Genomic DNA, 20,426 nt, shown 5'->3' on the forward strand with positions numbered 1-20,426 from the left:
AAAGGCGCTCGGTTGAGCGCCTTTTTTATTGGCTTGATTGGCCGAATTCCAAACGGATCAGTTGAGCGACGGATTGCGCGGGCGATAGCCGCCCGACTTGTCCTTCACGAAGATCTCGGCGACCTGCGAATGCCGGATCGGCTCGCCGGAATCGTCGGGCAACAGGTTCTGCTCGGAGACATAGGCGACGTATTCGGACTCCGCGTTTTCCGCCAGCAGATGGTAGAACGGCTGATCCTTGTGGGGCCGGACCTCCTCGGGGATCGACAGCCACCATTCCTCGGTGTTGTTGAATTCCGGATCGATGTCGAAGATCACGCCCCGGAACGAGAATATCCGGTGGCGCACGACCTGTCCGATCTGGAATTTTGCGGTCCGTGCTTTAATCATGCTTCGTCGATAGACCAGGATTGTGGCCGATGCTAGTGGCCTTGCTTGGAATTAACCCGCAGAGGGCGGGCGGATAGCCCTGATTGCCTCAGACATCACTTCATAAATGGTCGATATCCTCAATCTGGCCCTACCTTATTTCGGTCTGATCTTCGTCGGTTTCGCCTGCGGCAAGGCCAAATCCCTACCGGAATCGGGCCTCGCCTGGATGAACTTCTTCCTGCTCTACGTGTCGTTGCCGGCGCTGCTCTTTGCGATCATGTCGAAGACGCCGTTCTCCGAGCTGAACAACCCGCCGTTTCTGGTTGCGACCACGCTATCGACGATTGCCGCGTTCAGCATTGCGCTCGTGGTGGGTAAGGTCCTTGGCCGGCTCTCGTTGCGCGAGGCGACGCTTGCGGGGCTTTCCGGCGGCTATGGCAATATCGGTTATATGGGCCCGGGGCTCGCGCTCGCTGTGCTCGGACCAAAGGCTGCGGCGCCCACCGCGCTGATCTTCTGCTGCGACAGCATTTTCCTGTTCACGATCGTGCCGCTCCTGATCGAGCTCTCCGACCGTGATCATCCCTCGATCCTGCACGCTTTCGGCGTCGTGCTGAAGCAGATCCTGCTCAACCCGCTGATCATGTCGGCCTGCTTTGGCGCGGCCGTCGCGGCACTCCATGTCGAGCTGCCGGTCGCGCTCGATCGCACCATCACCTTCCTGCAAAATGCTGCGGCTCCTACGGCGCTGTTCGTGCTCGGCGTCACCGTGGCGCTGCGGCCGTTCGATCGCGTACCCTGGGAAGTGCCGGGCGTGATCGCAGTGAAACTGCTGATCCATCCGCTCACGTCGTTTGCGCTGATGCTGGCGTTCGGCCCGTTCGCGCAGCCCTGGGCCGCGACCGCCGTGCTGATGGCCTCGCTGCCGCCCGCGCTGAACGTGTTCGTCATCGCGCGCCAGAACGATGCCTGGATCGAATCCGCATCGGTTGCGGTGCTGCTCGGGACGTTCGCCTCGGTAGTCACGCTGACCAGCGTGATGTGGTTCATCCAGACCGGACGGCTTGCATTTCCGTGACGCAAGGCTGGGGCCGCTAAATGACCGCCGCCGATCTAGCGCCGCCACGTCGGCGCCAGCCCCTCGCGCATGGCGAAGCGCCGCAACGGGCCGATGGCCCCGAGCAGGTGCATGCCGACGGCGCGAACCGGCTGCAGCGGCAGGAAATCGTTCAGCAGTGAACGGTTCGCCATATCGATCATGAAGGTGCGGCTCAAGATGTCCGGGCGGCGCGCCCAGTCGTAGCGCTTGAGCACCTCGTCCGCTCCCGGATCGCGACCTGCCGCGATCGCCTCTCCGGCGAGCCCGGCGATATCGGCGGCATCCCGCAGGCCCAGATTGAGACCTTGCGCGCCAATCGGGGGAACCACATGGGCCGCTTCGCCCACCAGCGCGATGCGGTCGCGAGCGAAGGATTTCGGTCGCTCGATCGCCAGCGGAAACAGGTTGCGGCCCGGTTCCACGCTCATCCGGCCCAGGATGGAATGCGATTGCTTCTCGACCGCTGTCGAGAGCTCCTCGTCGCTCAAGGCGCGGAGCCCCTCGGCTTCCGCAGGCGAGGTCACCCAGACGATGCTGCAACGATCGCCGGGCAGCGGCACGAACACACAAGGCCCATGCGGCGTGTGGAACTCGGTCGAGACGTTGCAATGCGGCCGGGAATGGCTGACGTTGAAGGTCAGCGCCGTCTGCTTCAGATCGTGCCGCGTGACCTCGATGCCGGCGGCCTCGCGGCACAGCGAATGTCGGCCGTCGGCGCCGACAACGAGGTGCGCGGTCAGATACTGCCCGGCGGCGGTGTGGATCGCGACATCCTCAGCCTCGGTCAGGACGCTGTCGGCCTCGTCATCGAAGCGAACCAGATTGGCAAGCTCGGTGGCGCGCGCCTCCAGCGCCTGCATCAGCGAGCGGTTGTCGATGTTGTAGCCGAACGCGTCGAGCCCGATCTCATGGCAGGAGAACCGCACCTCCGGCGCGCGGATCAATCGGCCGGTATCGTCAACGAGCCGCATCGCCTCGAGTGGTGAGGCCTTGTCGCTGCAACGCGACCAGACCCCGAGCCCGTCCAGGAATTCGACGGAGCCGCCGAGCAGCGCGGTGGTGCGATTGTCGGAATAGGGCGCGCGCCGCGCCACCAGCGCCGTACGCGCACCGGACTTCGCCAGCGCGATGGCCGCCGCGACGCCGGCCGGTCCGCCGCCGATCACGGCCACGTCAAAAGGTGCTGCTAGATCTGTCATGACCGGACATTTGACATGCCCGGCGGTAAATTCAAGCCGCTGTTTCGCGCGAATTTGTCGCGAAATTGCGCGGCCGGATGTCGCCGCGGCTTATGTGCAAATCGTTCTCATTCTGATAGCACTGCGCCAGCCATGGATACCCCGCAGGATTCTCTCAACCCCACGCCGGCCGCCCGTGCCGCAGCCTTCTCCGTGCACATCTTCACGGCGTTCGGCGGGGCAGTCGCGCTGCTGGCGATGCTGGAAGCCGTGCGCGAGCATTGGGCGGCGATGTTTCAATGGCTCGGCGTCGCCCTGATCATCGATGCGATCGACGGCCCCATTGCGCGCAGGCTGAACGTCAAGAATGTGCAGCCGAACTGGTCGGGTGACGTACTCGACCTCGTGGTCGATTTCGTCACCTATGTGTTCGTGCCAGCCTATGCGATCGTGGCGAGTGGCCTGCTGCTGCCGGTCGCAGCGCCGCTACTGGGCGTCGCCATCATCGTCACCAGCGCGCTGTATTTCGCCGACCTGCGCATGAAGGCCGAGGACAATCACTTTCGCGGCTTTCCGGCGCTGTGGAATGCTGCGGCGTTTTATCTGTTCCTGCTGCACTGGCCGCCGCTGTGGTCTACGCTGCTGGTCGCCGCGCTGGTCGTCCTGACCTTCGTTCCCTTCCACGTGCTGCATCCGGTGCGCGTGGTGCGGTTGCGTTGGCTCACCATGTCGCTGATCGTGATCTGGGCCGCGCTTGGCCTTTATGCACTGGAGATGGACTTCCAGGTCGGCACCGCTGCGAAGATCGCGCTGTGCGCAATTGCGCTCTGGATTGTCGGCAGCGACGCCGTGATCAGGATGGCAAGATCTTTCGCATGATTCATCTCATCACCAGCCCGGAAGCCTGGGCCGCTCTTCTCACCCTGACGTCGCTCGAGATCGTGCTCGGCATCGACAACGTCATCTTCCTGTCGGTGATGGTCTCGCGCATTCCCGAGAAACAGGCGCACCGCGCCCGCCAGATCGGACTCGCGCTGGCCCTGGTGTTCCGCATCATCCTGCTCAGCATACTGGTCTGGCTGATCGGTCTGACCCAGCCGGTGTTCTCGCTCGGGGGATATGATTTCTCCTGGCGCGACCTCATCCTGATCGGCGGCGGCATGTTCTTGATCGCGAAAGCGACCCACGAGATCCATGCGGAGGTCGATGCGGATGACGAGGGGGGCGAGGACAATTCCGGACGCCGCGCCTTCTTCTGGGTGATCGCCCAGATCGTCGTCATCGACATCGTGTTCTCGCTGGATTCCATCATCACCGCGATCGGCATGGCCCAGGACCTCGAGATCATGATCGCGGCCGTCGTGATCGCCTGCCTCGTGATGTACATTTCCTCTGGACCGGTGGCGCGATTCGTTGCCGAGCATCCCACCACGAAGATGCTGGCGCTGGCATTTCTGGTGCTGATCGGCGTCGCGCTGGTGGCCGACGGATTCAAGTTTCACATTCCGCGCGGCTACATCTACTTCGCAATTGCGTTCTCGGCGGCGGTCGAGTTCTTCAACGTGCTGGCCAAGCGCAATCGCAGGAAGGCCGGCAAATAGCCGGGTTTGTCCGGTCGGATTCGTGCGTCGAGTTGACAAGGCAGGCGTGATGGCTTTCGCTTGCGTTCAACAAGAACGAGGAGGTCAGGTGATGACCAAAGCCGTCCGGGTGCACCAGGTCGGGGGTCCCGAGGTCCTGGTCTATGAGAGCGTCGACGTGCCGGCGCCGGGGCCGGGCGAGGTGCGCATTCGCCAGCACGCGGTCGGGTTGAACTTCATCGACGTCTATTTCCGCACCGGCCTCTACAAGGCGCCAGGACTGCCCTTCATCGCCGGCAACGAGGCGGCGGGCGAGGTGATCTCGGTCGGTCCCGGTGTGACGAATTTCCACCCCGGCGACCGCGTCGCCTACTACCACAATCTGGGTGCCTACACCGGCGAGCGCAACATCCCCTGGGAGAAGCTGGTCAAGCTGCCCGACCACATCACCTACGAGCAGGGCGCCGTGCTGATGCTCAAGGGGCTCACCGTCTGGTACCTCCTGCACAAGACCTTCAAGGTCGAGCCGCATCACCGCGTGCTGATCCATGCCGCCGCCGGCGGCATCGGCCTGCTTGCCTGCCAATGGGCGAGGGCGCTCGGGGCGCACGTGATCGGTACGGTCGGCTCGCGTCAGAAGGCGGAGCTTGCCGAGGCCAATGGCTGCGACCACGTCATCCTCTACAACGAGGAGGATTTCGTCGCGCGCGTAAAGCAGATCAGCCGCAACGAGGGCTGCGACGTCGTCTATGACGGCGTCGGCAAGGCGACTTTTCCCGGCTCGCTGTCCTGCCTGAAGCCGCGCGGCATGTTCGTCTCGTTCGGCAATGCCTCAGGTCCGGTGCCGCCATTCGCGATCGCCGAGCTCAACAATCACGGCTCGCTGTTTGCCACCCGGCCGAAGCTCAACGACTATATCGGTAAGCGCTCGGAATTGCTGGAAGGCGCCGACACACTGTTCGCCGCCGTGATCAGCGGCAAGCTGCACGTGCCGATCAACCACGCCTATGCGCTGAAGGACGCGGCGAAGGCGCATATCGATCTGGAGAGCCGCGCCACCACGGGGGCTTCGATCTTGAAGCCGTAGGCGCAGCGCCGCTGTCCAAGAGGGACGTCATGCCGGGGCTTGTCCCGGGCATCAACGATCTTCGTGAATCGTGGCGAAGCGTGGATGGCCGGGACAGGCCGGGCCATGACGACGGGGCAGGGGCGTAAACCTTACGCCACCCGCCGTGCCGCGCCCGCCTTGGTCAATATCCCGTCGAGACAATCGATCATCTCGGCGATCTCCTCGCGCGTCACGTTGAGCGCGGGCATGAAACGCAGCGTGTCGACCTGCGGCGCGTTGAGGAGGACACCCTCTTCGAATGCCTGCGCGACGATCGCAGACGCGATCGGCAGTTTCAAGTCGAGTGCCAGGAGCAGGCCGCGGCCGCGCACCTCGCCGAGGCCGTGCCGCGCCGAGACCTTCTGCAACGCACTTTCGAGCAGCAGACCCGTGTCGGCGACGGCTTTCAAGAACTCCGGCTTGCCGACTTCCTCAAGCACCGCGAGCCCTGCGGCGCACATCACGGGATTGCCGGCGAACGTGCCGCCCTGGTCGCCATGCTCGAAGCATGAGGCGTGCTTGGTCGCGAGCAGCGCGGCGAGCGGCACGCCGCCGCCGATGCCCTTGCCGAGTGTCATGATGTCGGGCGTGATCCCGGCATGTTCATAGTGGAAGAGCTTTCCGGTCCGGCCCACGCCGGTCTGGATCTCGTCGAGGATCAGCAAGAGGCCGTGCGCCTTGGTGAGCGCGCGCAGGTCCTGCAGGAATTTGTCGGTCGCGGGCCACACGCCGGCTTCGCCCTGGATCGGCTCGAGCATCACGGCCACGGTGTTCGCAGTGACGAGCGCTTCGACGGAGGCGATGTCGTTCAGCGTCGCCTTCTTGAAGCCCGAGACTTTCGGCTCGAACAGTGGCTCGAATGCCTTCTTGCCCGATGCCGACATGGTGGCGAGCGTGCGGCCGTGGAAGCCGCCTGCGAACGTGATGATCTCGAACGCGCCGGCCTTGTGCAGACTGCCAAATTTGCGCGCCAGCTTGATCGCGCCCTCGTTGGCTTCCGCACCGGAATTGGCGAAGAACACCTGATCGAAGCAACTGTTCTGGACCAGCGCCTGCGCGAGCTTCAAACTCGGCTCGTTGTAGAAGGCGGGGCTCGGCGTCAGCAGTCGCTTGGCTTGCGCGGTGAGCGCGTCGGCAATGGCCGGCGGCGAGTGACCGAGGCAGTTGACGGCCCAGCCCTGTACGAAATCGAGATATCGCTTGCGGCTGTCGTCCCAGAGATAGGAGCCCGCGCCGCGGATGAACACGGCCTTCGGCCGCGCGGTGATGTCCATCAGCGCATGATACGGATGGGTAGCCTTGGTCATGTCAGACTCCTCATGGGGGCAGGGACAGTTCAGGGAAAAAGACGCGCGAAAAAGCGAGAAGGCCGCACTTTGCGGGTGCGGCCTTCTCGAAAACTCTGCTGATGTCAGTGCTTCAGCGGCGTCGTCGGACATGGCGCAACCCATCATCGTCGCGGGTGCGACGACGGAAAGCTGCGCGGCGGTGGGTCCGAGAAGAGATCATGGGGCGCGGCCATACAGGCGAAGGGCGGGGCTTGTCAAGCTGCTTCGTGAGGACGACCGTGCAGCCTTCGATGAGCCGGTCGAAGTGGATCACGTCCCTTGTGAGCACTGTTCGCACAGCTCGGACGGTGAGGACGTCCACGCCTCCGTCGAGTGGCGGCGAGCGAGGGCAAGAGCGAGAATGGCCGCAAAAGCCCCGGGATCAGCCCAGAATTCAGATTTCATCGATGGCGACCGCGCCGAACCATTTTCACGCCCGCGTGTTTGTACCTTTCAGGCGCCGCTTGGTTCGAACCGGGCTGGTGGCCTGCGCGACCAAGAAGACATCTCCATCCCGTCAGGCGCGCTCCCTTGTCCGATCCCTCCTATCGTATCGACGTCGACAGCATTCGCCGGGCCTTTCCGCCCGGCACCGAGGCGCCGCCCCTTTTGCTCGATTTTGCAGGCTGGCTCGAGGGCCGTCCCTGGGGCAGTGTCGGATGCTTCGATCTGCGCGGGCAGTTCGCGGATACCGCGCCGGTCTTCGACAGCAGCCCCTTACGCGACAAATTCGCCCTGTTCATGCGGCTGCCGGACGGCTCGGCCGTCGGCGCCTGGTATGGTGAGGGCCTGGACAGAGCCGATCCGCCCATCGTGGGACTTGGATCGGAAGGCGAATACGACATACTTGCATCGTCATTGCCGCGGCTGATCGCCAAGCTCGCGAGCCAGGAGTTCGAGCGTGCGTGGCATGATCTGGCGCCCAACGACGAGGTGGAATGCGAGACGGTCGAGCTTGCGCAGTGGCTGGCGAGGCGACTTTCCGGTGTCGGTTTGGCGCCACTGGAAGAGGCGTCATCGGACCTGCCCGACTTTCGTGGCTTCGTCGACAGATGGAGCAGGGAGCGCGAGACCTATTGGGCCAACCACACGATGATGGCCGAACTCGGCTGGCGCCTCGCCGCGCACCTTCCGAAAGGCAAAAATCCCTGGGACAAGACACGGTTCGAGGTCGCGATCGTCGGCACGCAATATCAGGCGCGCCTCATGCGTTCCGGTCCGCAGTCGTTCAAGGAGGAAAAGGCGATCGAGCCGTTGCTGCGTGAGTTGCGCGACGACATGCGCCGCGCGCAGCCGGAGCTCGGGCTTTGGTACTCGATGGATTTTGGCCTCTACGCCGACGGCCGCGTCATGCCGTGCTTCGACTATGACGAGCGCCCGACGATCGACGACGTCCCGGCGGAGCTGTCCGAGGCGAAGGCGGACCTCGCCCGGGCGCCGCGGCCGGAGCGCTGGGTGCCGACCTGGCTGGCTGCAGGCTGATCTCGCTCCGAACGGCTCGTCGTGCGATAAGTGTTTGGTTAATGTTTTCTTGCTATTCACCGTCCGCTTCGAATGGGGAGAGCGGATGAGATTTTTCGGGCGGCAAGCAAGCCAGGATCGCGACGGCCAGATCTGGCAAGCAATTTTCGAACGTTCGGTCGATGCGATCATGGTGCTGGCGGGACCCAAGATCATCGCCTGCAACGAGGCCGCGGTCAGGTTTGGCGGCTATCGCAGCAAGGCCGACCTGCTGTCCCGGTCCCCGGCCGATATGGCTCCCGAATTCCAGGCGGATGGTCGCCGCTCGTCGGAGTGCGTCAAGGAGACGCTCGCGCGGGCAATGAAGGATGGCCACGCCCGTTTCGAATGGATCACGCGCCGAGCGGATGGGCAGATGGTGCCGGTGCAGGTCACTCTCGTTCCCGCGGAGATCGATGGCCAGCCCGTCGTCATCAGCTATCGGCGGGACTTATCCGAGCTGATTGCCGCGCGGGAAGAGAAGAAGCGCGCTATCGCAAAACTCGCCGGCGAATTCGAGGAAACCATCGGCTCCATTGCCAATGCCCTGTCGTCGGCCGCGAAGGACGTAGAGGTGACGGCGAGCTCGCTCAGCTCGACCGCCGAGAATGCTGCGCAACGCGTTTCGACCGTCGCGGCTGCATCGTCCGAGGCGTCGACCAATGTTCAGTCGGTGGCGGGTGCGACCGAAGAGCTGTCGAGCTCGGTTGCTGAGATCAACCGTCAGGTCACGACCTCATCGAGCATCGCTGCCGAAGCGGTGGAGGCGTCCGCGCGCACCAATGATCTCGTGAAGAGCCTGTCAGAGGCGGCGGCCAAGATCGGAGCCGTCACCGAGATGATCAATGCGATCGCAAGCCAGACCAATCTTCTGGCCCTGAACGCCACGATCGAGGCGGCGCGAGCCGGTGATGCCGGTCGCGGCTTTGCGGTCGTCGCTGCCGAGGTCAAGAGCCTGTCCAGCCAGACCGCCAAGGCCACCGAAGAGATCAGCGCCCATATCAGCGCCATGCAACGTGCAACGGATGATACTGTTGCTGCCATCCAGGGAATTGGCGGGACGATCGGGCAGATCAGTGATATCGGCAAGTCGATTGCCATTGCCGTCGAACAGCAAGGTCATGCGACGCAGGAGATCGCGCGCTCAGTGAGCCAGGCGGCGGCAGGCACCGGCGGGGTTGCCGCAAACATCAATGCCGTCACGCACACGATCGATGCCACGGGCACTGCCGCCAACGACATGCTCGGCGCTGCCGGCGAATTGTCACGCAACGCAGTTGCGCTGCGCGACAAGGTGGCCGGCTTTCTGAAAGCCGTGCGCGCCGCGTAACGCGTGGCCGGCGTGAAGATCAGAATCCCGCAACGCTGCCGTGCAGATCGTAGGCGTCGGCGCGCTCGATCTTGGCGGTGACGATCTCCCCGACGCGCAAGGGGCGGCGGCTCGACAGATACACCGCGCCGTCGATCTCGGGCGCATCTGACTTGGAGCGGCCTTTCGCAACGGTCGGGCCGACCTCGTCGATGATGACCTGCTGGCGGGTGCCGACCTTGCGCTTGAGCCTCCGCGCGGAAATCTTCTGCTGGCGCGCCATCAATGCGTTGTAGCGCTCCTGCTTCACCTCATCCGGCACCGCGCCGGGCAGCGCGTTGGAGGTTGCGCCCGCGACCGGCTCGTATTTGAAGCAGCCGACGCGATCGATCTCGGCTTCGTCAAGCCAGTCGAGCAGATAGGCGAAGTCCGCATCGGTCTCGCCGGGGAAACCGACGATGAAGGTCGAACGCAAGGCGAGATCGGGACATTCCTCGCGCCAGCGCTTGATCCGCGCCAGCGTCTTGTCCTGCGCCGCCGGACGCTTCATTGCTTTGAGAACTTCAGGGCTCGCGTGTTGGAAAGGGATGTCGAGATAGGGCAGCACCTTGCCCTCGGTCATCAGCGCGATGACCTCATCGACATGCGGGTAGGGGTAGACATACTGCAGCCGCACCCAGGCCCCGAGCTCGCCGAGCTCGCGCGCGAGGTCGAGGAATTTGGCGCGGACCTGGCGATCCTTCCACGGGCTCTCGGCATATTTGACGTCGACGCCATAGGCCGAGGTGTCCTGCGAGATGACGAGTAGCTCCCTGACGCCGGCGCCGACCAGCCGCTCGGCCTCGCGCAGCACGTCATTGGCGGGGCGTGATACCAGGTCGCCGCGCAGCTTGGGGATGATGCAGAAGGTGCAGCGGTTGTTGCAGCCCTCGGAGATCTTCAAATAGGCGTAGTGGCGCGGCGTCAGCTTGATGCCCTGCGGCGGCACCAGGTCGAGATGCGGATTGTGCGCCGGCGGCAGAGCCCGGTGCACGGCATCGAGCACGGATTCGTATTGCTGCGGCCCCGTGATCGAGAGCACGCCGGGATAGGCCTGCTCGATCTGCTCGGGCTCGGCGCCCATGCAGCCGGTCACGATGACCTTGCCGTTCTCGGCCATTGCCTCGCCGATCGCCGAGAGCGATTCCTGCTTGGCGCTGTCGAGAAAGCCACAAGTGTTAACGATGACGATATCGGCCCCATCATGCTTGCGGGCAAGCTCGTAGCCCTCGGCGCGCAGCCGCGTGATGATGCGCTCGGAATCCACCAATGCCTTGGGACACCCGAGCGAAACGAAGCTGACCTTGGGCGCAGCCGTCTGATCCATACCTAAATCTGCCTGATTGACCGCTTGCAGCTAGTCCTAATTGCCCACAATTACAACCCTTTGCATGGGGCTCCGGCGTGCTATGGATGCCTCGCCGGGTGGTGAGTGAGCAATGAGCGCCGAACAGTCGCCTAAAATCGTGATTGTCGACGAAAGCCCGATCCGGGCTGCGATCCTCGAGGAGGGGTTGCGGGAGGCGGGCTTCACCCAGGTCATGCATATCCGGGAGATGCAGAGCCTGCTGGCGCGCATCTATGCGGTCGACCCCGATATCATCCTGATCGATCTGGAAAACCCCAGCCGCGACGTCCTGGAACAGATGTTCCAGGTCAGCCGCGCCGTGCGGCGGCCGATCGCGATGTTCGTCGACCAGAGCGATTCGGCCTCGATCCAGGCGTCCGTGGAGGCGGGGGTATCCGCCTATATCGTCGACGGGTTGAAGAAAGAGCGTATCAAGCCGATCCTCGACCTCTGCGTGTCCCGCTTCAACGCTTTTGCGAAACTCCAGGAGGAGCTGGAGCGCACCAAATCGCAGCTCGAGGACCGCAAGATCATCGAGCGCGCCAAGGGCATATTGATGCGGGTGAAGGGCCTGACCGAAGACGAGGCCTACGTGCTGATGCGTTCCACCGCGATGCGCGAAAAGAAGAAGATCGGCGAAATCGCCCAGTCGATCATCACCGCGTCGGAGATGCTGAAATGACCGGACCGCTCCGCATAGGGTTCATCCCGCTGGTCGATGCCGCAGCGCTGATCGTTGCCGTCGACAAGGGGTTTACCGCGGCCGAAGGGCTCGAGGTCGAACTGGTGCGCGAGGTCTCCTGGTCCAACGTCCGCGACAAGCTCAATATCGGCCTATTCGATGCCGCCCATCTGTTGGCACCGGTTGCGATCGCATCGTCACTGGGGCTCGGCCACGTCAAGGTGCCGATCGCAGCTCCCTTCAACCTCGGCATCAACGGCAACGCGATCACGGTCTCGCCGCCGCTTCACGCCGCGCTGATGGAAGAGATCGACGGCGACCGCTTCGATCCGATGGCGACCGCCAAGGCGCTCTCGCGCGTTGTGGCGAAACGGCGCAAGGCAGGGGCTGAGCCGCTGACCTTCGGCATGACCTTCCCGTTCTCCACCCACAATTACCAGCTCCGGTTCTGGATGGCGGCGGCCGGCGTTGATCCCGATGAGGACGTGCGTCTCGTGGTGCTGCCGCCGCCCTACATGGTCGACAGTCTCGCCAACGGCCATGTCGATGCGTTCTGCGTCGGCGCGCCCTGGAATTCGGTCGCGGTCGATCTCGGTATCGGTCACATCTTGCATTTCGTCTCCGACATTCTGGTTCGCGCCGCCGAGAAGGTCCTGGCCGTGCGTCAGACCTGGGCCGAGAAGCACACCGACGCGGTAGCCGCGCTGGTGCGTGCCGCGGTGAAGGCTGCCGAGTTCATCGAGCATCCAGACAATCGCGACGAGACCGCGCGCCTCCTTGCGCAGCCGGAGCGGCTTGGCGTCGATGCCGAAGTGATCCGGCGCACCCTTGGTGGCCGCCTGAAAATCTCGCCCGACGGCACTCTGCGAGAGAGCGGCCGCTATCTCCTCGTTGGTCGTGAAGGGGCAGGGCGGCCCGAACCTGTCCAGGCTGCCTGGCTCTATGCGCAGATGGTGCGCTGGGGTCAGACCGAGCTCAGCGAGACTGCGCTAAAGACCGCCATGGGCGTATTCCGGCCCGACCTCTACGACGCCGCGGTCGGCCCAGGGGGAGGCGGCAAGGATGCCACGGGCGGCTCGTTCGGGGCCTTCGCCGGACCGGCCTTGGACCCCCAGGATCTGGCCGGTTATCTCGCCGCTTTCGAGGTCCCGCGCCGCGCTCGCTAGTTTCTGCTTAAATATTAAGCTGAGCGATTCGAAGCTTAAACTTTGGGCTATTGCTGCCCCAAGCGGCATGAATGCTGATCCATTTCATGCGGTGCACACAGATATAACCTACTGATTTTACACAAATTCCAGAGTTATGCTGCGTTGGCACACTCCTTGAATAGGAAGGAATAAGCCGACCAGCGTGGAAGCTGGCGGCCCCAAGTCCATGATGGATTTCCGCAGCAACGAGGCTGATCGGATCGCCCCGGGTTCCGGTCAGGCTACGTGCGCCTGAAATCGTGCTCCCAGCGGTCAACGCCGTTTCAACCCGTTGTGGCCGCCCGCGCGGCGCTGGAGCTTCGATATGGATTACGCAAAACCCTCTGACGTCGTGGCCTCGATGGTTGATGCCAGCCTGAAGAAGCTGGCACTCGGTCCGCGCGACCTCCTGATCCGCGGCGCGATTTCCGGGGCGCTCCTGGGTGCTGCCACGACGCTCGCTTTCACCGGCGCCGTCACCACCGGCCAGCCGATCGTCGGTGCACTCATCTTCCCCGTCAGCCTCGTGATGATCGTGCTGCTCGGGCTTGAACTCGTGACCGGCAGCTTCGCCATCGTGCCGCTCGCCCGCCTCGAGGGCAAAGCCACCTGGAATGCGGTGATCGCCAACTGGTCCTGGGTCTTCGTAGCGAACCTGCTCGGCAGCCTCGCCTTCGGTGCCCTGATTGCGATCTCGCTCACCAACATGGGCAAGGTTGAAGTCGCCGGCGTCGCCGCGCGCATCGTTGCGGTGGCGGAAGCCAAGACGATCGGCAATGCCGCGATCGGCACCGCCGGCATGGTCTCCGTCTTCGTCAAGGCGATCCTCTGCAACTGGCTGGTCTGCCTCGGCGTTGTCATGGCGATGACCTCGACCTCGACGGTCGGCAAGATCGCGGCGACCTGGTTGCCGATCTTCCTGTTCTTCGCGCTCGGTTTCGAGCACGCCGTCGTCAACATGTTCGTCATCCCGACCGGCATGCTGCTCGGCGCGAAAGTGTCCATCACCGACTGGTGGCTCTGGAATCAGATTCCCGTGACGCTCGGCAATCTCGTCGGCGGATTCGTGTTCACCGGTCTTGCCCTCTACGCAACGTACAAGCCCGTAAAGCCGCCGGCCGAAGTGGCGCAGGTCGCGGTTCAGCCAGCAGAGTAGGTCCAGTTACCCCATGAAACTCGACACAGCACCCACGGCCGACTTCTCCGACGAGCAGAAGCGCTATCTCGAAGGCTTCATGTCCGGCCTCCAGGTCGGACGTGTCGGCCGCGCCTTCGTCGCAGGCGGCGCTCCCGCGGCCGGCGGCAACGCGCCGTCGGAGCCGACGGGGCCCGATGCCGCGGCGTTCAAGGCGCAGGATAAGGTCACGGCCTCCGGCAAGAAGCTTGCCGATCAGGAGAAGTTCAAGCGGGAGCTTCATCCTTTCGACGGCTATGAGCGGCTGAAGGACCAGGCCCGCAACAACGCCAACCCGACGCCGGCGGACAATTTCCGCTGGCGCTATTACGGCATCTTCTGGGTTGCGCCGGCGCAGACCTCCTATATGGCGCGACTGCGCATTCCGAACGGCATCCTGAAGCACTGGCAGATGTCGGGCCTTGCCGATCTGGCCGAAGCTTATGGCGGTGGCTACACCCACGTGACTACGCGTGCCAACTTCCAGATCCGCGAGATCGAGCCGAAGAACGCGGTCGCGCTGATCGAAGGCATCCAGGACATCGGCCTGTGCTCACGCGGCTCCGGCGCGGACAACATCCGCAACGTCACGGGCACGCCGACCGCTGGCATCGATCCGCAGGAGCTGCTCGACACGCGCCCCTATGCGCGCGAGTGGCACTACCACATCCTCAACGACCGCTCGCTCTACGGCCTGCCGCGCAAGTTCAACGTCGCTTTCGATGGCGCGGGCCGCGTCGCGGTGCTGGAGGAAACCAACGATATCGCGTTCTCCGCGGTGGAGGTGAAGGGCGGATTTGGCGTCGACGCCGGCGTCTGGTTCCGGCTCGGCATCGGCGGCATCACCGGCCACAAGGACTTTGCGAAATATTCTGACATCGTCGTTCGTCCCGAGGACGCCACAGCAGTTGCCGACGCCATCGTGCGCGTCTTCATCGAGCATGGCGACCGCACCAACCGCACCAAGGCACGGCTGAAATATGTGCTCGACAACATGGGGCACGATCAATTCCTCAAGCTCGTCGAGGAACGGCTGAAGAAGCCCTTCACGCGCGTGCCGGCGGATGCGATGGCACCGCGCCCGGCATTTGACCGCATGGCCCATATCGGCGTGCACAAGCAGAAGCAGGCGGGGCTCAACTGGGTCGGCGTCGCGCTCCCGGTCGGCAAGCTGACCTGCGAGCAGATGCGCGGCATCGGCAGGATCGCGCAGGATCTCGGTGACGGCGATATCCGCTTGACCGTCTGGCAGAATTTTCTGATCTCAGGCGTGCGCGACGAGAACGTCGCGCTGGTGACCGCGGCCGTCGAGAAGCTCGGCCTCGCCACGCAGGTCTCGCAAGTGCGCGCCGGTCTGATCGCCTGCACCGGCAATGCCGGCTGCAAGTTCGCGGCTTCCGACACCAAGCGCCATGCGGCTGCGATCGGCGACTGGTGCGACGAACACGTGAAGCTCGACACGCCGCTCAATATCCATCTGACCGGTTGCCACCACTCCTGTGCGCAGCACTACATCTCCGACATCGGCCTGATCGCGGCCAAGGTGCCCGGTGCGACGGAAGAGGACACCGTCGAGGGCTATCACCTCTTCACCGGCGGCGGTTTCGGTCCCGATGCTGACATCGGGCAGGAGGTCTATCACGACGTGAAGGCCGAGGACGCGCCCAGGCTCGTCGAGGGTCTCTTGAAGGCCTATCTCGCCAACCGCGCCTCGCCGGAAGAAACGTTCCTTACCTTCTCTCGTCGCCATGACGGCGAAGCCCTGCGCAAACTGGCCGGAGCGGAAGCAACAGCATGACCCAGATGCCTGTCCCACCGAAACTCGAGATCATCCCGCCGAACGCGCCCTTCAGCGAAGGGCAGCGGCTGTGGCTGAATGGATTTCTCGTGGGCATGTTCGGCCTTGACGGCTCGACGCCGCTGTCGCCCGCCGAAAACGGTGCTGTGCTCGCGCCGCAGGGCGATGGCGATGATGGCGAGGCGCCCTGGCACGATCCGGCGATGCCGATCGGCGATCGCATGAAGCTTGCGGATGGGCGTCCGCTCCGCCGCCGCATGATGGCGGCGATGGCGCAGCAAGACTGTGGCCAGTGCGGTTACAACTGCGCCGACTATTCCGACGCCATTGCCAAGAAGAGCGAAGCCCGCCTCAACCTTTGCGCTCCCGGCGGCAAGGAGACGGCGCGGATGCTGAAGCAGCTCTTCGAGGAGCTCGACAAGGCACCGGCCGCGAAGCCTGCCGCGGGCGCTGCTGCTCCGGCAGCCGCCGCGCCGGAAGTGAAGGGCGAACTGGGCCGCGTCCGTGAAAATCCGGCTGAAGCCGTGTTTCTGTCGAGGCGCCTCCTCAACAAGCAGGGCTCCGAGAAGGAGACCTATCACATCGAGTTCGATCTCTCCGAGAGCAAGCTCGACTATGTCGTCGGCGATTCCTTCGGCGTGTTCGCGCGCAACGATCTCGGTCTCGTCGACCAGATCATCGCGCTGCTCGGTGCCTCCCATACCACGCAGGTTAACGGCAAGACGTTGCGCCAAGCGCTGGTCGAGGACGTCTCGCTGTCGCCGGCGCCGGATAAGCTGTTCGAGCTGCTGTCCTTCATCACCGGCGGCGCGCAGCGCGAGAAGGCGCGGGCGCTGGCGCAGGGCGAGGATCCCGATGGCGATGCCGCCACGCTCGACGTCATGGCGGCGCTGCAAAAGTTCTCCGGCTGCCGTCCGCATCCCGAAGCCTTCGTCGAGGCGCTCGAGCCCCTGCAGCCGCGGCTCTACTCGATCTCGTCCTCGCACAATGCGACGCCCGGAAAGCTGTCGCTGACCGTCGATTCCGTGCGCTACGTCATCGGCAAGCGCAAGCGCCTCGGCGTTGCCTCGACCTTCCTCGGCGAGCGCATCACCGAGGGCGAGAAGCTGAACGTCTATGTGCAGAAGGCGCACGGCTTTGCCTTGCCGCAGGACCCCAAGACACCGATCATCATGGTGGGTCCCGGCACCGGCGTCGCTCCGTTCCGCGCCTTCCTGCTCGACCGCAAGGCGACCGGCGCGCCGGGCAAGAACTGGTTGTTCTTCGGCCATCAGCGCAGCGACTGCGATTTCTTCTATCGCGATGAGCTCAACGCGCTGAAGACCTCCGGCCTGCTGACCCGCCTCTCTCTCGCCTGGTCGCGCGACGGCGAGAAGAAGTTTTACGTGCAGGACCGCATGCGCGAGCTCGGCCGCGAGGTGTGGACGTGGCTGGCCGAAGGCGCGCATCTCTACATCTGCGGCGATGCCAAGCGCATGGCCAAGGACGTCGAGCGTGCGCTGGTCGACATCGTCGCCCAGTTCGGCGCGCGTTCGACCGACGAGGCCGTGAGCTTCGTGGCCGACCTCAAAAAGAAGGGCAGGTTCCAGGCGGATGTTTATTAGTGCGCGGGAACCGGTTCCATTGGCCTAAAGGTTGAACGAATAAGATTCTCGGAACCCGGCGGTGAAGAGAATTTCCCTCTGCGATGGCGCTTCCGGAGAGAACCGCCGTCGCTATTTCTGCCGGCACCTTGTCCGCCGCCCCGATTGCTCCTTCATATCTCCGCAAATGGGGCGTTGGAGATCGACCATGCGCGAACTATCGGCGGAAGCCAGGCTGCATCTCTACGCGCGCTCGCTCTCGCGGCGGACCGGGGCAAGCATGCACCATGTTGCCCTTTACAGTGCATTTGCGGTTATCGCGGCCATCGTCTTCGGCACGCTGTCGGTGCACCCGTTCTGAGAATTCGTAGGTGGGTTAGCGAAGCGTAACCCACCTCTTTTGCTTTCCGCGAAGAGAGAAGTGGTGGGTTACGCCTTCGGCCAACCCACCCTACAGACCTTACATCACGCGGCGCGCTTGAACGGCGCCACCGCAATCCCGGCATCCTTCAACGCCTGACGCAGATTGCGCGCGATATCCACCGCACCTTGCGTGTCGCCGTGGATGCATACCGTGTCCATCCGCATCTTGATGACCTTGCCGGTGACCGAGATCACGGCGCCGTCCTGCACCATGCGCACGACGCGATCCGCGATCGCCTTGGCGTCGTGCAACACCGCCCCAGGTTTCTTGCGCGAGACCAGGTTGCCGTCGTCCTCATAGGCGCGGTCGGCGAACACCTCATGCACCATCGGCAGGTTCGCGTCTTCGCCGGCCTTCACCAGTTTTGAATTGGCGAGCACGACGAAGATCAGCGAGGGATCGACGGCCTTGATGCCGGCCGCGATCGCCCTTGCTGTCACGTCGTCCTCGCAGGCGACATTGGAGAGCGCGCCGTGCGCCTTCACATGCGTAACCTTGTGGCCGGCCGCGGTCGCGAGCGCCTGGAGCGCGCCGATCTGGTAGGCGACGAGGTTCTCGATCTCGGAGGATTTCAGCCCGACGATCGGATGCCGCCCAAAGCCGTGCAGGTCGCGATACCCGGGATGGGCGCCGATCGAGACGCCGCGCGCCTTTGCAAGCTCCACCGTCCGCCGCATGATGTCGGGATCGCCGGCATGAAAGCCGCAGGCGACGTTGACCGAGGTCGCGAGTTCGAGCATCGCTGCATCGTTGCCCATCTCCCAGGCGCCGAATCCCTCACCGAGGTCGCAGTTGAGATCGATCGTCGTCATGGTGCTCTCCGCCTCTCATCTTCTTGTCGGTTACGGCTCCGCCGAAACCTGCCACGTCCCGGCGTCGACGGCGTTCACCGCGTAGCCCGCGACGTTAGCATCGTGCAGCGCGTCGATGTTGAGTTCTGAGGTGTCCGCCGCGCGCAAGCGGTCGGGCAGGCTGCGCAGGAGCTGTGCGAATTTTTTCGCCTCCTCCTGCCCTTCCGCTATGCTGACCGCCTTGAAGCGGAACGCGGTGCCGGCCGAGGTCTGGGCGAGGCGGCCGAGATCGGCGGAGATGACGGTCGCGATCTTCGGATAGCCGCCGCTGGTGCCGCGGTCCATCATCAGGACGATCGGCGCGCCATTGCCGGGCACCTGGATGCTGCCGTTAACCGTGCCATCGGAAACGATGTTGTGGCCGTGCAGATGCTTGATCGCGGGACCTTCGAGCCGGTAGCCCATGCGGTCTGACGTTGCCGAGATCTTCCAGTCGCTCGACAGGAACAGCGCCTTGTTGGCGTCATCGAACTCGTCGTCCTGCGGACCCAGCACGACGCGGATCGGACCACTCAATGGCTTCGGCAGCTCGATCCGCTGCTCCGGCCCGCCGCTGGCGGCCGCGACACTGAACTCGTCGCCGGCCTGGAGCGGGCGCGGGTAGGGGCTGCCAAGCCCGGCGCGGGCGTTGACCGCGAGACTGCCGAACACCGGCTCGCCTTGGATAGCCCCTTCGATCGTGAGGTAGCTGAACGCGCCGCCGCGGGCGAAGCCGAGCGTGAGCGTCTCCCCATCCTTCAGCGTCAACGATGTTTCAAGCGCGACGGGCTTGCCGGCGATATCGACATTGCGCGGCGCCCCCGCGAGGGCGACACGCACCGAGCCGTCGCGCGCGATGAAGGAGGCACCGAACGGGCCGATCTCGACGGCGGCTGCGAACAGCTCGTTGCCGACCAGGCAGTTGGCGGCTGCCAGCGCCAGCCGGTCCATCGCGCCGCTCGGCGTGAGGCCATAGCGCTGCGAGCCCGGCCGGCCGCCGTCCTGGACGGAGCTGGCCGGCCCGATGCTGGCGACAATGAGCCGGCTCATGGCGTCAGCTCCGCAATGATCTCGCCAGCTTCGGCCGCCCGGTCCTGCTCCGCAAAGGTCTTATGGTCGACGGCAAAAAACGTCACGCGATCACCGGGTTCGGTAAGGAAGGTGGGATTCCGGTGGAGCTGATAGGTCCGCACGGGGGTGCGCCCCAACAGGTGCCAGCCGCTCGGACCGGCAAGGCATTGCACGCCCGTCTGCACGCCGCCGATCGCGATCGTTCCGGCGGGCGTCAAGAGCCGCGGATTCTGCCGCCGCGACAAGTGCAGGGATTTCGCCAGGCCGCTGAGATAGGACCAGCCTGGGGTGAAGCCGATCATGGCGACGCGGTAGTCGCCGGCGACGTGGCGCGCGATGATGTCGTCGGGCGTGGTGTTCAGCGTCTTGGCGACATCCTCGAGATCGATGCCGTGCTCGCCGCCATAGGCCACGGGAATGCGCCAGCGGCGCGCCTTTGCCGTGGGCGGTTGCGGCTGGCTTGCAAGCGCGAGCAGCTTTTCGCCCAACGCATCGAAGCCGATCCGGCCGGGATCGTAGTGCACCAGCAGAGAGCGATAGGTCGGCACCGCCTCGGTGACGCCTTCGATGCCGGCTTCGGTGAGCGCCCGGTCGAGCGCCAGCACGCGCTGGTTTGCGGCATTGTCGATGGTGCGGCTGAACTCGACCGTGACGGCACTGTCGCCACTGGGCAGAAGGCGGGGTGGGGCGAGGGTCGGAGCAAGCGTCGCTGCCATGAGCTGTCGAAATCGGCCTTTTGGAAGTCGCAGGAGACTCCCTTGGTTCCCGCTGCCCCTTTGCTTCGCGTAAATGCGCCCGCAAGTCCAATAAATTAAT

The 20,426-nt window shown here is 64.3% G+C and carries 19 protein-coding genes; 12 read left to right on the plus strand and 7 right to left on the minus strand.

The window, feature by feature from the left end:
* Positions 1 to 57 precede the first annotated feature (57 nt).
* Entirely contained in the window at positions 58 to 390 is a 333-nt protein-coding gene (gene hspQ / locus ACV1FX_RS33445) for a heat shock protein HspQ (RefSeq protein ID WP_027523411.1), read from the minus strand.
* A 106-nt stretch (positions 391 to 496) separates the two neighbouring features.
* Here hspQ and ACV1FX_RS33450 point away from each other — a divergent pair, with 106 nt between their 5' ends.
* Positions 497 to 1,450: an AEC family transporter gene (locus ACV1FX_RS33450; RefSeq protein ID WP_473121803.1), complete on the plus strand. Its 954-nt coding sequence runs from the start codon at positions 497 to 499 to the stop codon at positions 1,448 to 1,450.
* Between the two features lie 35 nt (positions 1,451 to 1,485).
* On the opposite strand, the gene ACV1FX_RS33455 is transcribed toward ACV1FX_RS33450, so the two are convergent.
* Entirely contained in the window at positions 1,486 to 2,670 is a 1,185-nt protein-coding gene (locus tag ACV1FX_RS33455; protein ID WP_473121804.1) for a UbiH/UbiF family hydroxylase, read from the minus strand.
* Positions 2,671 to 2,802: 132 nt separating this feature from the next.
* On the opposite strand from ACV1FX_RS33455, the gene pcsA reads away from it, so the two are divergent.
* The 3 genes from pcsA to ACV1FX_RS33470 all read left to right on the plus strand — a co-directional run bounded on the left by pcsA (position 2,803) and on the right by ACV1FX_RS33470 (position 5,316).
* Positions 2,803 to 3,528, plus strand: a complete 726-nt coding sequence (gene pcsA / locus ACV1FX_RS33460) for a phosphatidylcholine synthase (RefSeq protein ID WP_473121805.1) — start codon at positions 2,803 to 2,805, stop codon at positions 3,526 to 3,528.
* Positions 3,525 to 4,250, plus strand: coding sequence for a TerC family protein (locus ACV1FX_RS33465; RefSeq protein ID WP_473121806.1), 726 nt, complete (start codon positions 3,525 to 3,527; stop codon positions 4,248 to 4,250). The genes pcsA and ACV1FX_RS33465 overlap by 4 nt, the downstream gene beginning before the upstream one ends.
* A 91-nt stretch (positions 4,251 to 4,341) precedes the next feature.
* Complete coding sequence (locus ACV1FX_RS33470) at positions 4,342 to 5,316, plus strand: quinone oxidoreductase family protein (protein WP_473121807.1); 975 nt, start codon at positions 4,342 to 4,344, stop codon at positions 5,314 to 5,316.
* Positions 5,317 to 5,447: 131 nt separating this feature from the next.
* Here ACV1FX_RS33470 and ACV1FX_RS33475 read toward each other — a convergent pair whose 3' ends face one another.
* Positions 5,448 to 6,644: an acetylornithine transaminase gene (locus tag ACV1FX_RS33475; RefSeq protein ID WP_473121808.1), complete on the minus strand. Its 1,197-nt coding sequence runs from the start codon at positions 6,642 to 6,644 to the stop codon at positions 5,448 to 5,450.
* Between the two features lie 552 nt (positions 6,645 to 7,196).
* Between ACV1FX_RS33475 and ACV1FX_RS33480 the strand changes: the two genes are divergently transcribed.
* Positions 7,197 to 8,147: a hypothetical protein gene (locus tag ACV1FX_RS33480; RefSeq protein WP_473121809.1), complete on the plus strand. Its 951-nt coding sequence runs from the start codon at positions 7,197 to 7,199 to the stop codon at positions 8,145 to 8,147.
* Positions 8,148 to 8,232: 85 nt separating this feature from the next.
* Positions 8,233 to 9,495 carry a methyl-accepting chemotaxis protein gene (locus ACV1FX_RS33485; protein WP_473121810.1) on the plus strand — a complete coding sequence of 421 codons (1,263 nt, stop codon included), beginning with the start codon at positions 8,233 to 8,235 and terminating at the stop codon, positions 9,493 to 9,495.
* 19 nt (positions 9,496 to 9,514) lie between these two features.
* On the opposite strand, the gene rimO is transcribed toward ACV1FX_RS33485, so the two are convergent.
* The gene (gene rimO / locus ACV1FX_RS33490; protein ID WP_473121811.1) at positions 9,515 to 10,840 is read right to left on the minus strand and encodes a 30S ribosomal protein S12 methylthiotransferase RimO; all 1,326 of its coding nucleotides are present in this window, start codon (positions 10,838 to 10,840) and stop codon (positions 9,515 to 9,517) included.
* Positions 10,841 to 10,952: 112 nt separating this feature from the next.
* On the opposite strand from rimO, the gene ACV1FX_RS33495 reads away from it, so the two are divergent.
* The 6 genes from ACV1FX_RS33495 to ACV1FX_RS33520 all read left to right on the plus strand — a co-directional run bounded on the left by ACV1FX_RS33495 (position 10,953) and on the right by ACV1FX_RS33520 (position 17,646).
* Entirely contained in the window at positions 10,953 to 11,543 is a 591-nt protein-coding gene (locus tag ACV1FX_RS33495; protein ID WP_473121812.1) for an ANTAR domain-containing response regulator, read from the plus strand.
* The gene (locus tag ACV1FX_RS33500; RefSeq protein WP_473121813.1) at positions 11,540 to 12,709 is read left to right on the plus strand and encodes a CmpA/NrtA family ABC transporter substrate-binding protein; all 1,170 of its coding nucleotides are present in this window, start codon (positions 11,540 to 11,542) and stop codon (positions 12,707 to 12,709) included. The genes ACV1FX_RS33495 and ACV1FX_RS33500 overlap by 4 nt, the downstream gene beginning before the upstream one ends.
* 346 nt (positions 12,710 to 13,055) lie before the next feature.
* A complete protein-coding gene (locus tag ACV1FX_RS33505) occupies positions 13,056 to 13,886 on the plus strand; it encodes a formate/nitrite transporter family protein (RefSeq protein ID WP_473121814.1) in 831 nt (276 codons plus the stop codon).
* Between the two features lie 13 nt (positions 13,887 to 13,899).
* Positions 13,900 to 15,702, plus strand: coding sequence for a NirA family protein (locus tag ACV1FX_RS33510; RefSeq protein ID WP_473121815.1), 1,803 nt, complete (start codon positions 13,900 to 13,902; stop codon positions 15,700 to 15,702).
* The gene (locus tag ACV1FX_RS33515) at positions 15,699 to 17,306 is read left to right on the plus strand and encodes a sulfite reductase subunit alpha (protein WP_473121816.1); all 1,608 of its coding nucleotides are present in this window, start codon (positions 15,699 to 15,701) and stop codon (positions 17,304 to 17,306) included. The genes ACV1FX_RS33510 and ACV1FX_RS33515 overlap by 4 nt, the downstream gene beginning before the upstream one ends.
* Positions 17,307 to 17,493: 187 nt before the next feature.
* On the plus strand, positions 17,494 to 17,646 hold the full coding sequence (locus ACV1FX_RS33520) for a hypothetical protein (RefSeq protein WP_473121817.1): 153 nt from the start codon (positions 17,494 to 17,496) through the stop codon (positions 17,644 to 17,646).
* A gap of 104 nt (positions 17,647 to 17,750) precedes the next feature.
* Here the strand turns inward: ACV1FX_RS33520 and ACV1FX_RS33525 are convergent, their stop codons facing one another.
* Genes ACV1FX_RS33525 through pxpB form a run of 3 tightly spaced genes read right to left on the minus strand, consistent with a single transcriptional unit; the run spans position 17,751 to position 20,326 of the window.
* Positions 17,751 to 18,521 carry a LamB/YcsF family protein gene (locus ACV1FX_RS33525; protein ID WP_473121818.1) on the minus strand — a complete coding sequence of 257 codons (771 nt, stop codon included), beginning with the start codon at positions 18,519 to 18,521 and terminating at the stop codon, positions 17,751 to 17,753.
* Between the two features lie 30 nt (positions 18,522 to 18,551).
* A complete protein-coding gene (locus ACV1FX_RS33530) occupies positions 18,552 to 19,589 on the minus strand; it encodes a 5-oxoprolinase subunit C family protein (RefSeq protein WP_473121819.1) in 1,038 nt (345 codons plus the stop codon).
* The gene (gene pxpB / locus ACV1FX_RS33535; protein WP_473121820.1) at positions 19,586 to 20,326 is read right to left on the minus strand and encodes a 5-oxoprolinase subunit PxpB; all 741 of its coding nucleotides are present in this window, start codon (positions 20,324 to 20,326) and stop codon (positions 19,586 to 19,588) included. The genes ACV1FX_RS33530 and pxpB overlap by 4 nt, the downstream gene beginning before the upstream one ends.
* Positions 20,327 to 20,426: the final 100 nt, after the last annotated feature.

Source organism: Bradyrhizobium ingae (assembly GCF_055791185.1).

Excerpts from the sequence above, each read along its gene's own strand:
- hspQ (WP_027523411.1), bottom strand. The coding sequence starts at position 390 with ATGATTAAAGCACGGACCGCAAAATTCCAGATCGGACAGGTCGTGCGC.
- ACV1FX_RS33450 (WP_473121803.1), top strand. The coding sequence starts at position 497 with ATGGTCGATATCCTCAATCTGGCCCTACCTTATTTCGGTCTGATCTTC.
- ACV1FX_RS33455 (WP_473121804.1), bottom strand. The coding sequence starts at position 2,670 with ATGACAGATCTAGCAGCACCTTTTGACGTGGCCGTGATCGGCGGCGGA.
- pcsA (WP_473121805.1), top strand. The coding sequence starts at position 2,803 with ATGGATACCCCGCAGGATTCTCTCAACCCCACGCCGGCCGCCCGTGCC.
- ACV1FX_RS33465 (WP_473121806.1), top strand. The coding sequence starts at position 3,525 with ATGATTCATCTCATCACCAGCCCGGAAGCCTGGGCCGCTCTTCTCACC.
- ACV1FX_RS33470 (WP_473121807.1), top strand. The coding sequence starts at position 4,342 with ATGACCAAAGCCGTCCGGGTGCACCAGGTCGGGGGTCCCGAGGTCCTG.
- ACV1FX_RS33475 (WP_473121808.1), bottom strand. The coding sequence starts at position 6,644 with ATGACCAAGGCTACCCATCCGTATCATGCGCTGATGGACATCACCGCG.
- ACV1FX_RS33485 (WP_473121810.1), top strand. The coding sequence starts at position 8,233 with ATGAGATTTTTCGGGCGGCAAGCAAGCCAGGATCGCGACGGCCAGATC.
- rimO (WP_473121811.1), bottom strand. The coding sequence starts at position 10,840 with ATGGATCAGACGGCTGCGCCCAAGGTCAGCTTCGTTTCGCTCGGGTGT.
- ACV1FX_RS33495 (WP_473121812.1), top strand. The coding sequence starts at position 10,953 with ATGAGCGCCGAACAGTCGCCTAAAATCGTGATTGTCGACGAAAGCCCG.
- ACV1FX_RS33500 (WP_473121813.1), top strand. The coding sequence starts at position 11,540 with ATGACCGGACCGCTCCGCATAGGGTTCATCCCGCTGGTCGATGCCGCA.
- ACV1FX_RS33505 (WP_473121814.1), top strand. The coding sequence starts at position 13,056 with ATGGATTACGCAAAACCCTCTGACGTCGTGGCCTCGATGGTTGATGCC.
- ACV1FX_RS33510 (WP_473121815.1), top strand. The coding sequence starts at position 13,900 with ATGAAACTCGACACAGCACCCACGGCCGACTTCTCCGACGAGCAGAAG.
- ACV1FX_RS33515 (WP_473121816.1), top strand. The coding sequence starts at position 15,699 with ATGACCCAGATGCCTGTCCCACCGAAACTCGAGATCATCCCGCCGAAC.
- ACV1FX_RS33520 (WP_473121817.1), top strand. The coding sequence starts at position 17,494 with ATGCGCGAACTATCGGCGGAAGCCAGGCTGCATCTCTACGCGCGCTCG.
- ACV1FX_RS33525 (WP_473121818.1), bottom strand. The coding sequence starts at position 18,521 with ATGACGACGATCGATCTCAACTGCGACCTCGGTGAGGGATTCGGCGCC.
- ACV1FX_RS33530 (WP_473121819.1), bottom strand. The coding sequence starts at position 19,589 with ATGAGCCGGCTCATTGTCGCCAGCATCGGGCCGGCCAGCTCCGTCCAG.
- pxpB (WP_473121820.1), bottom strand. The coding sequence starts at position 20,326 with ATGGCAGCGACGCTTGCTCCGACCCTCGCCCCACCCCGCCTTCTGCCC.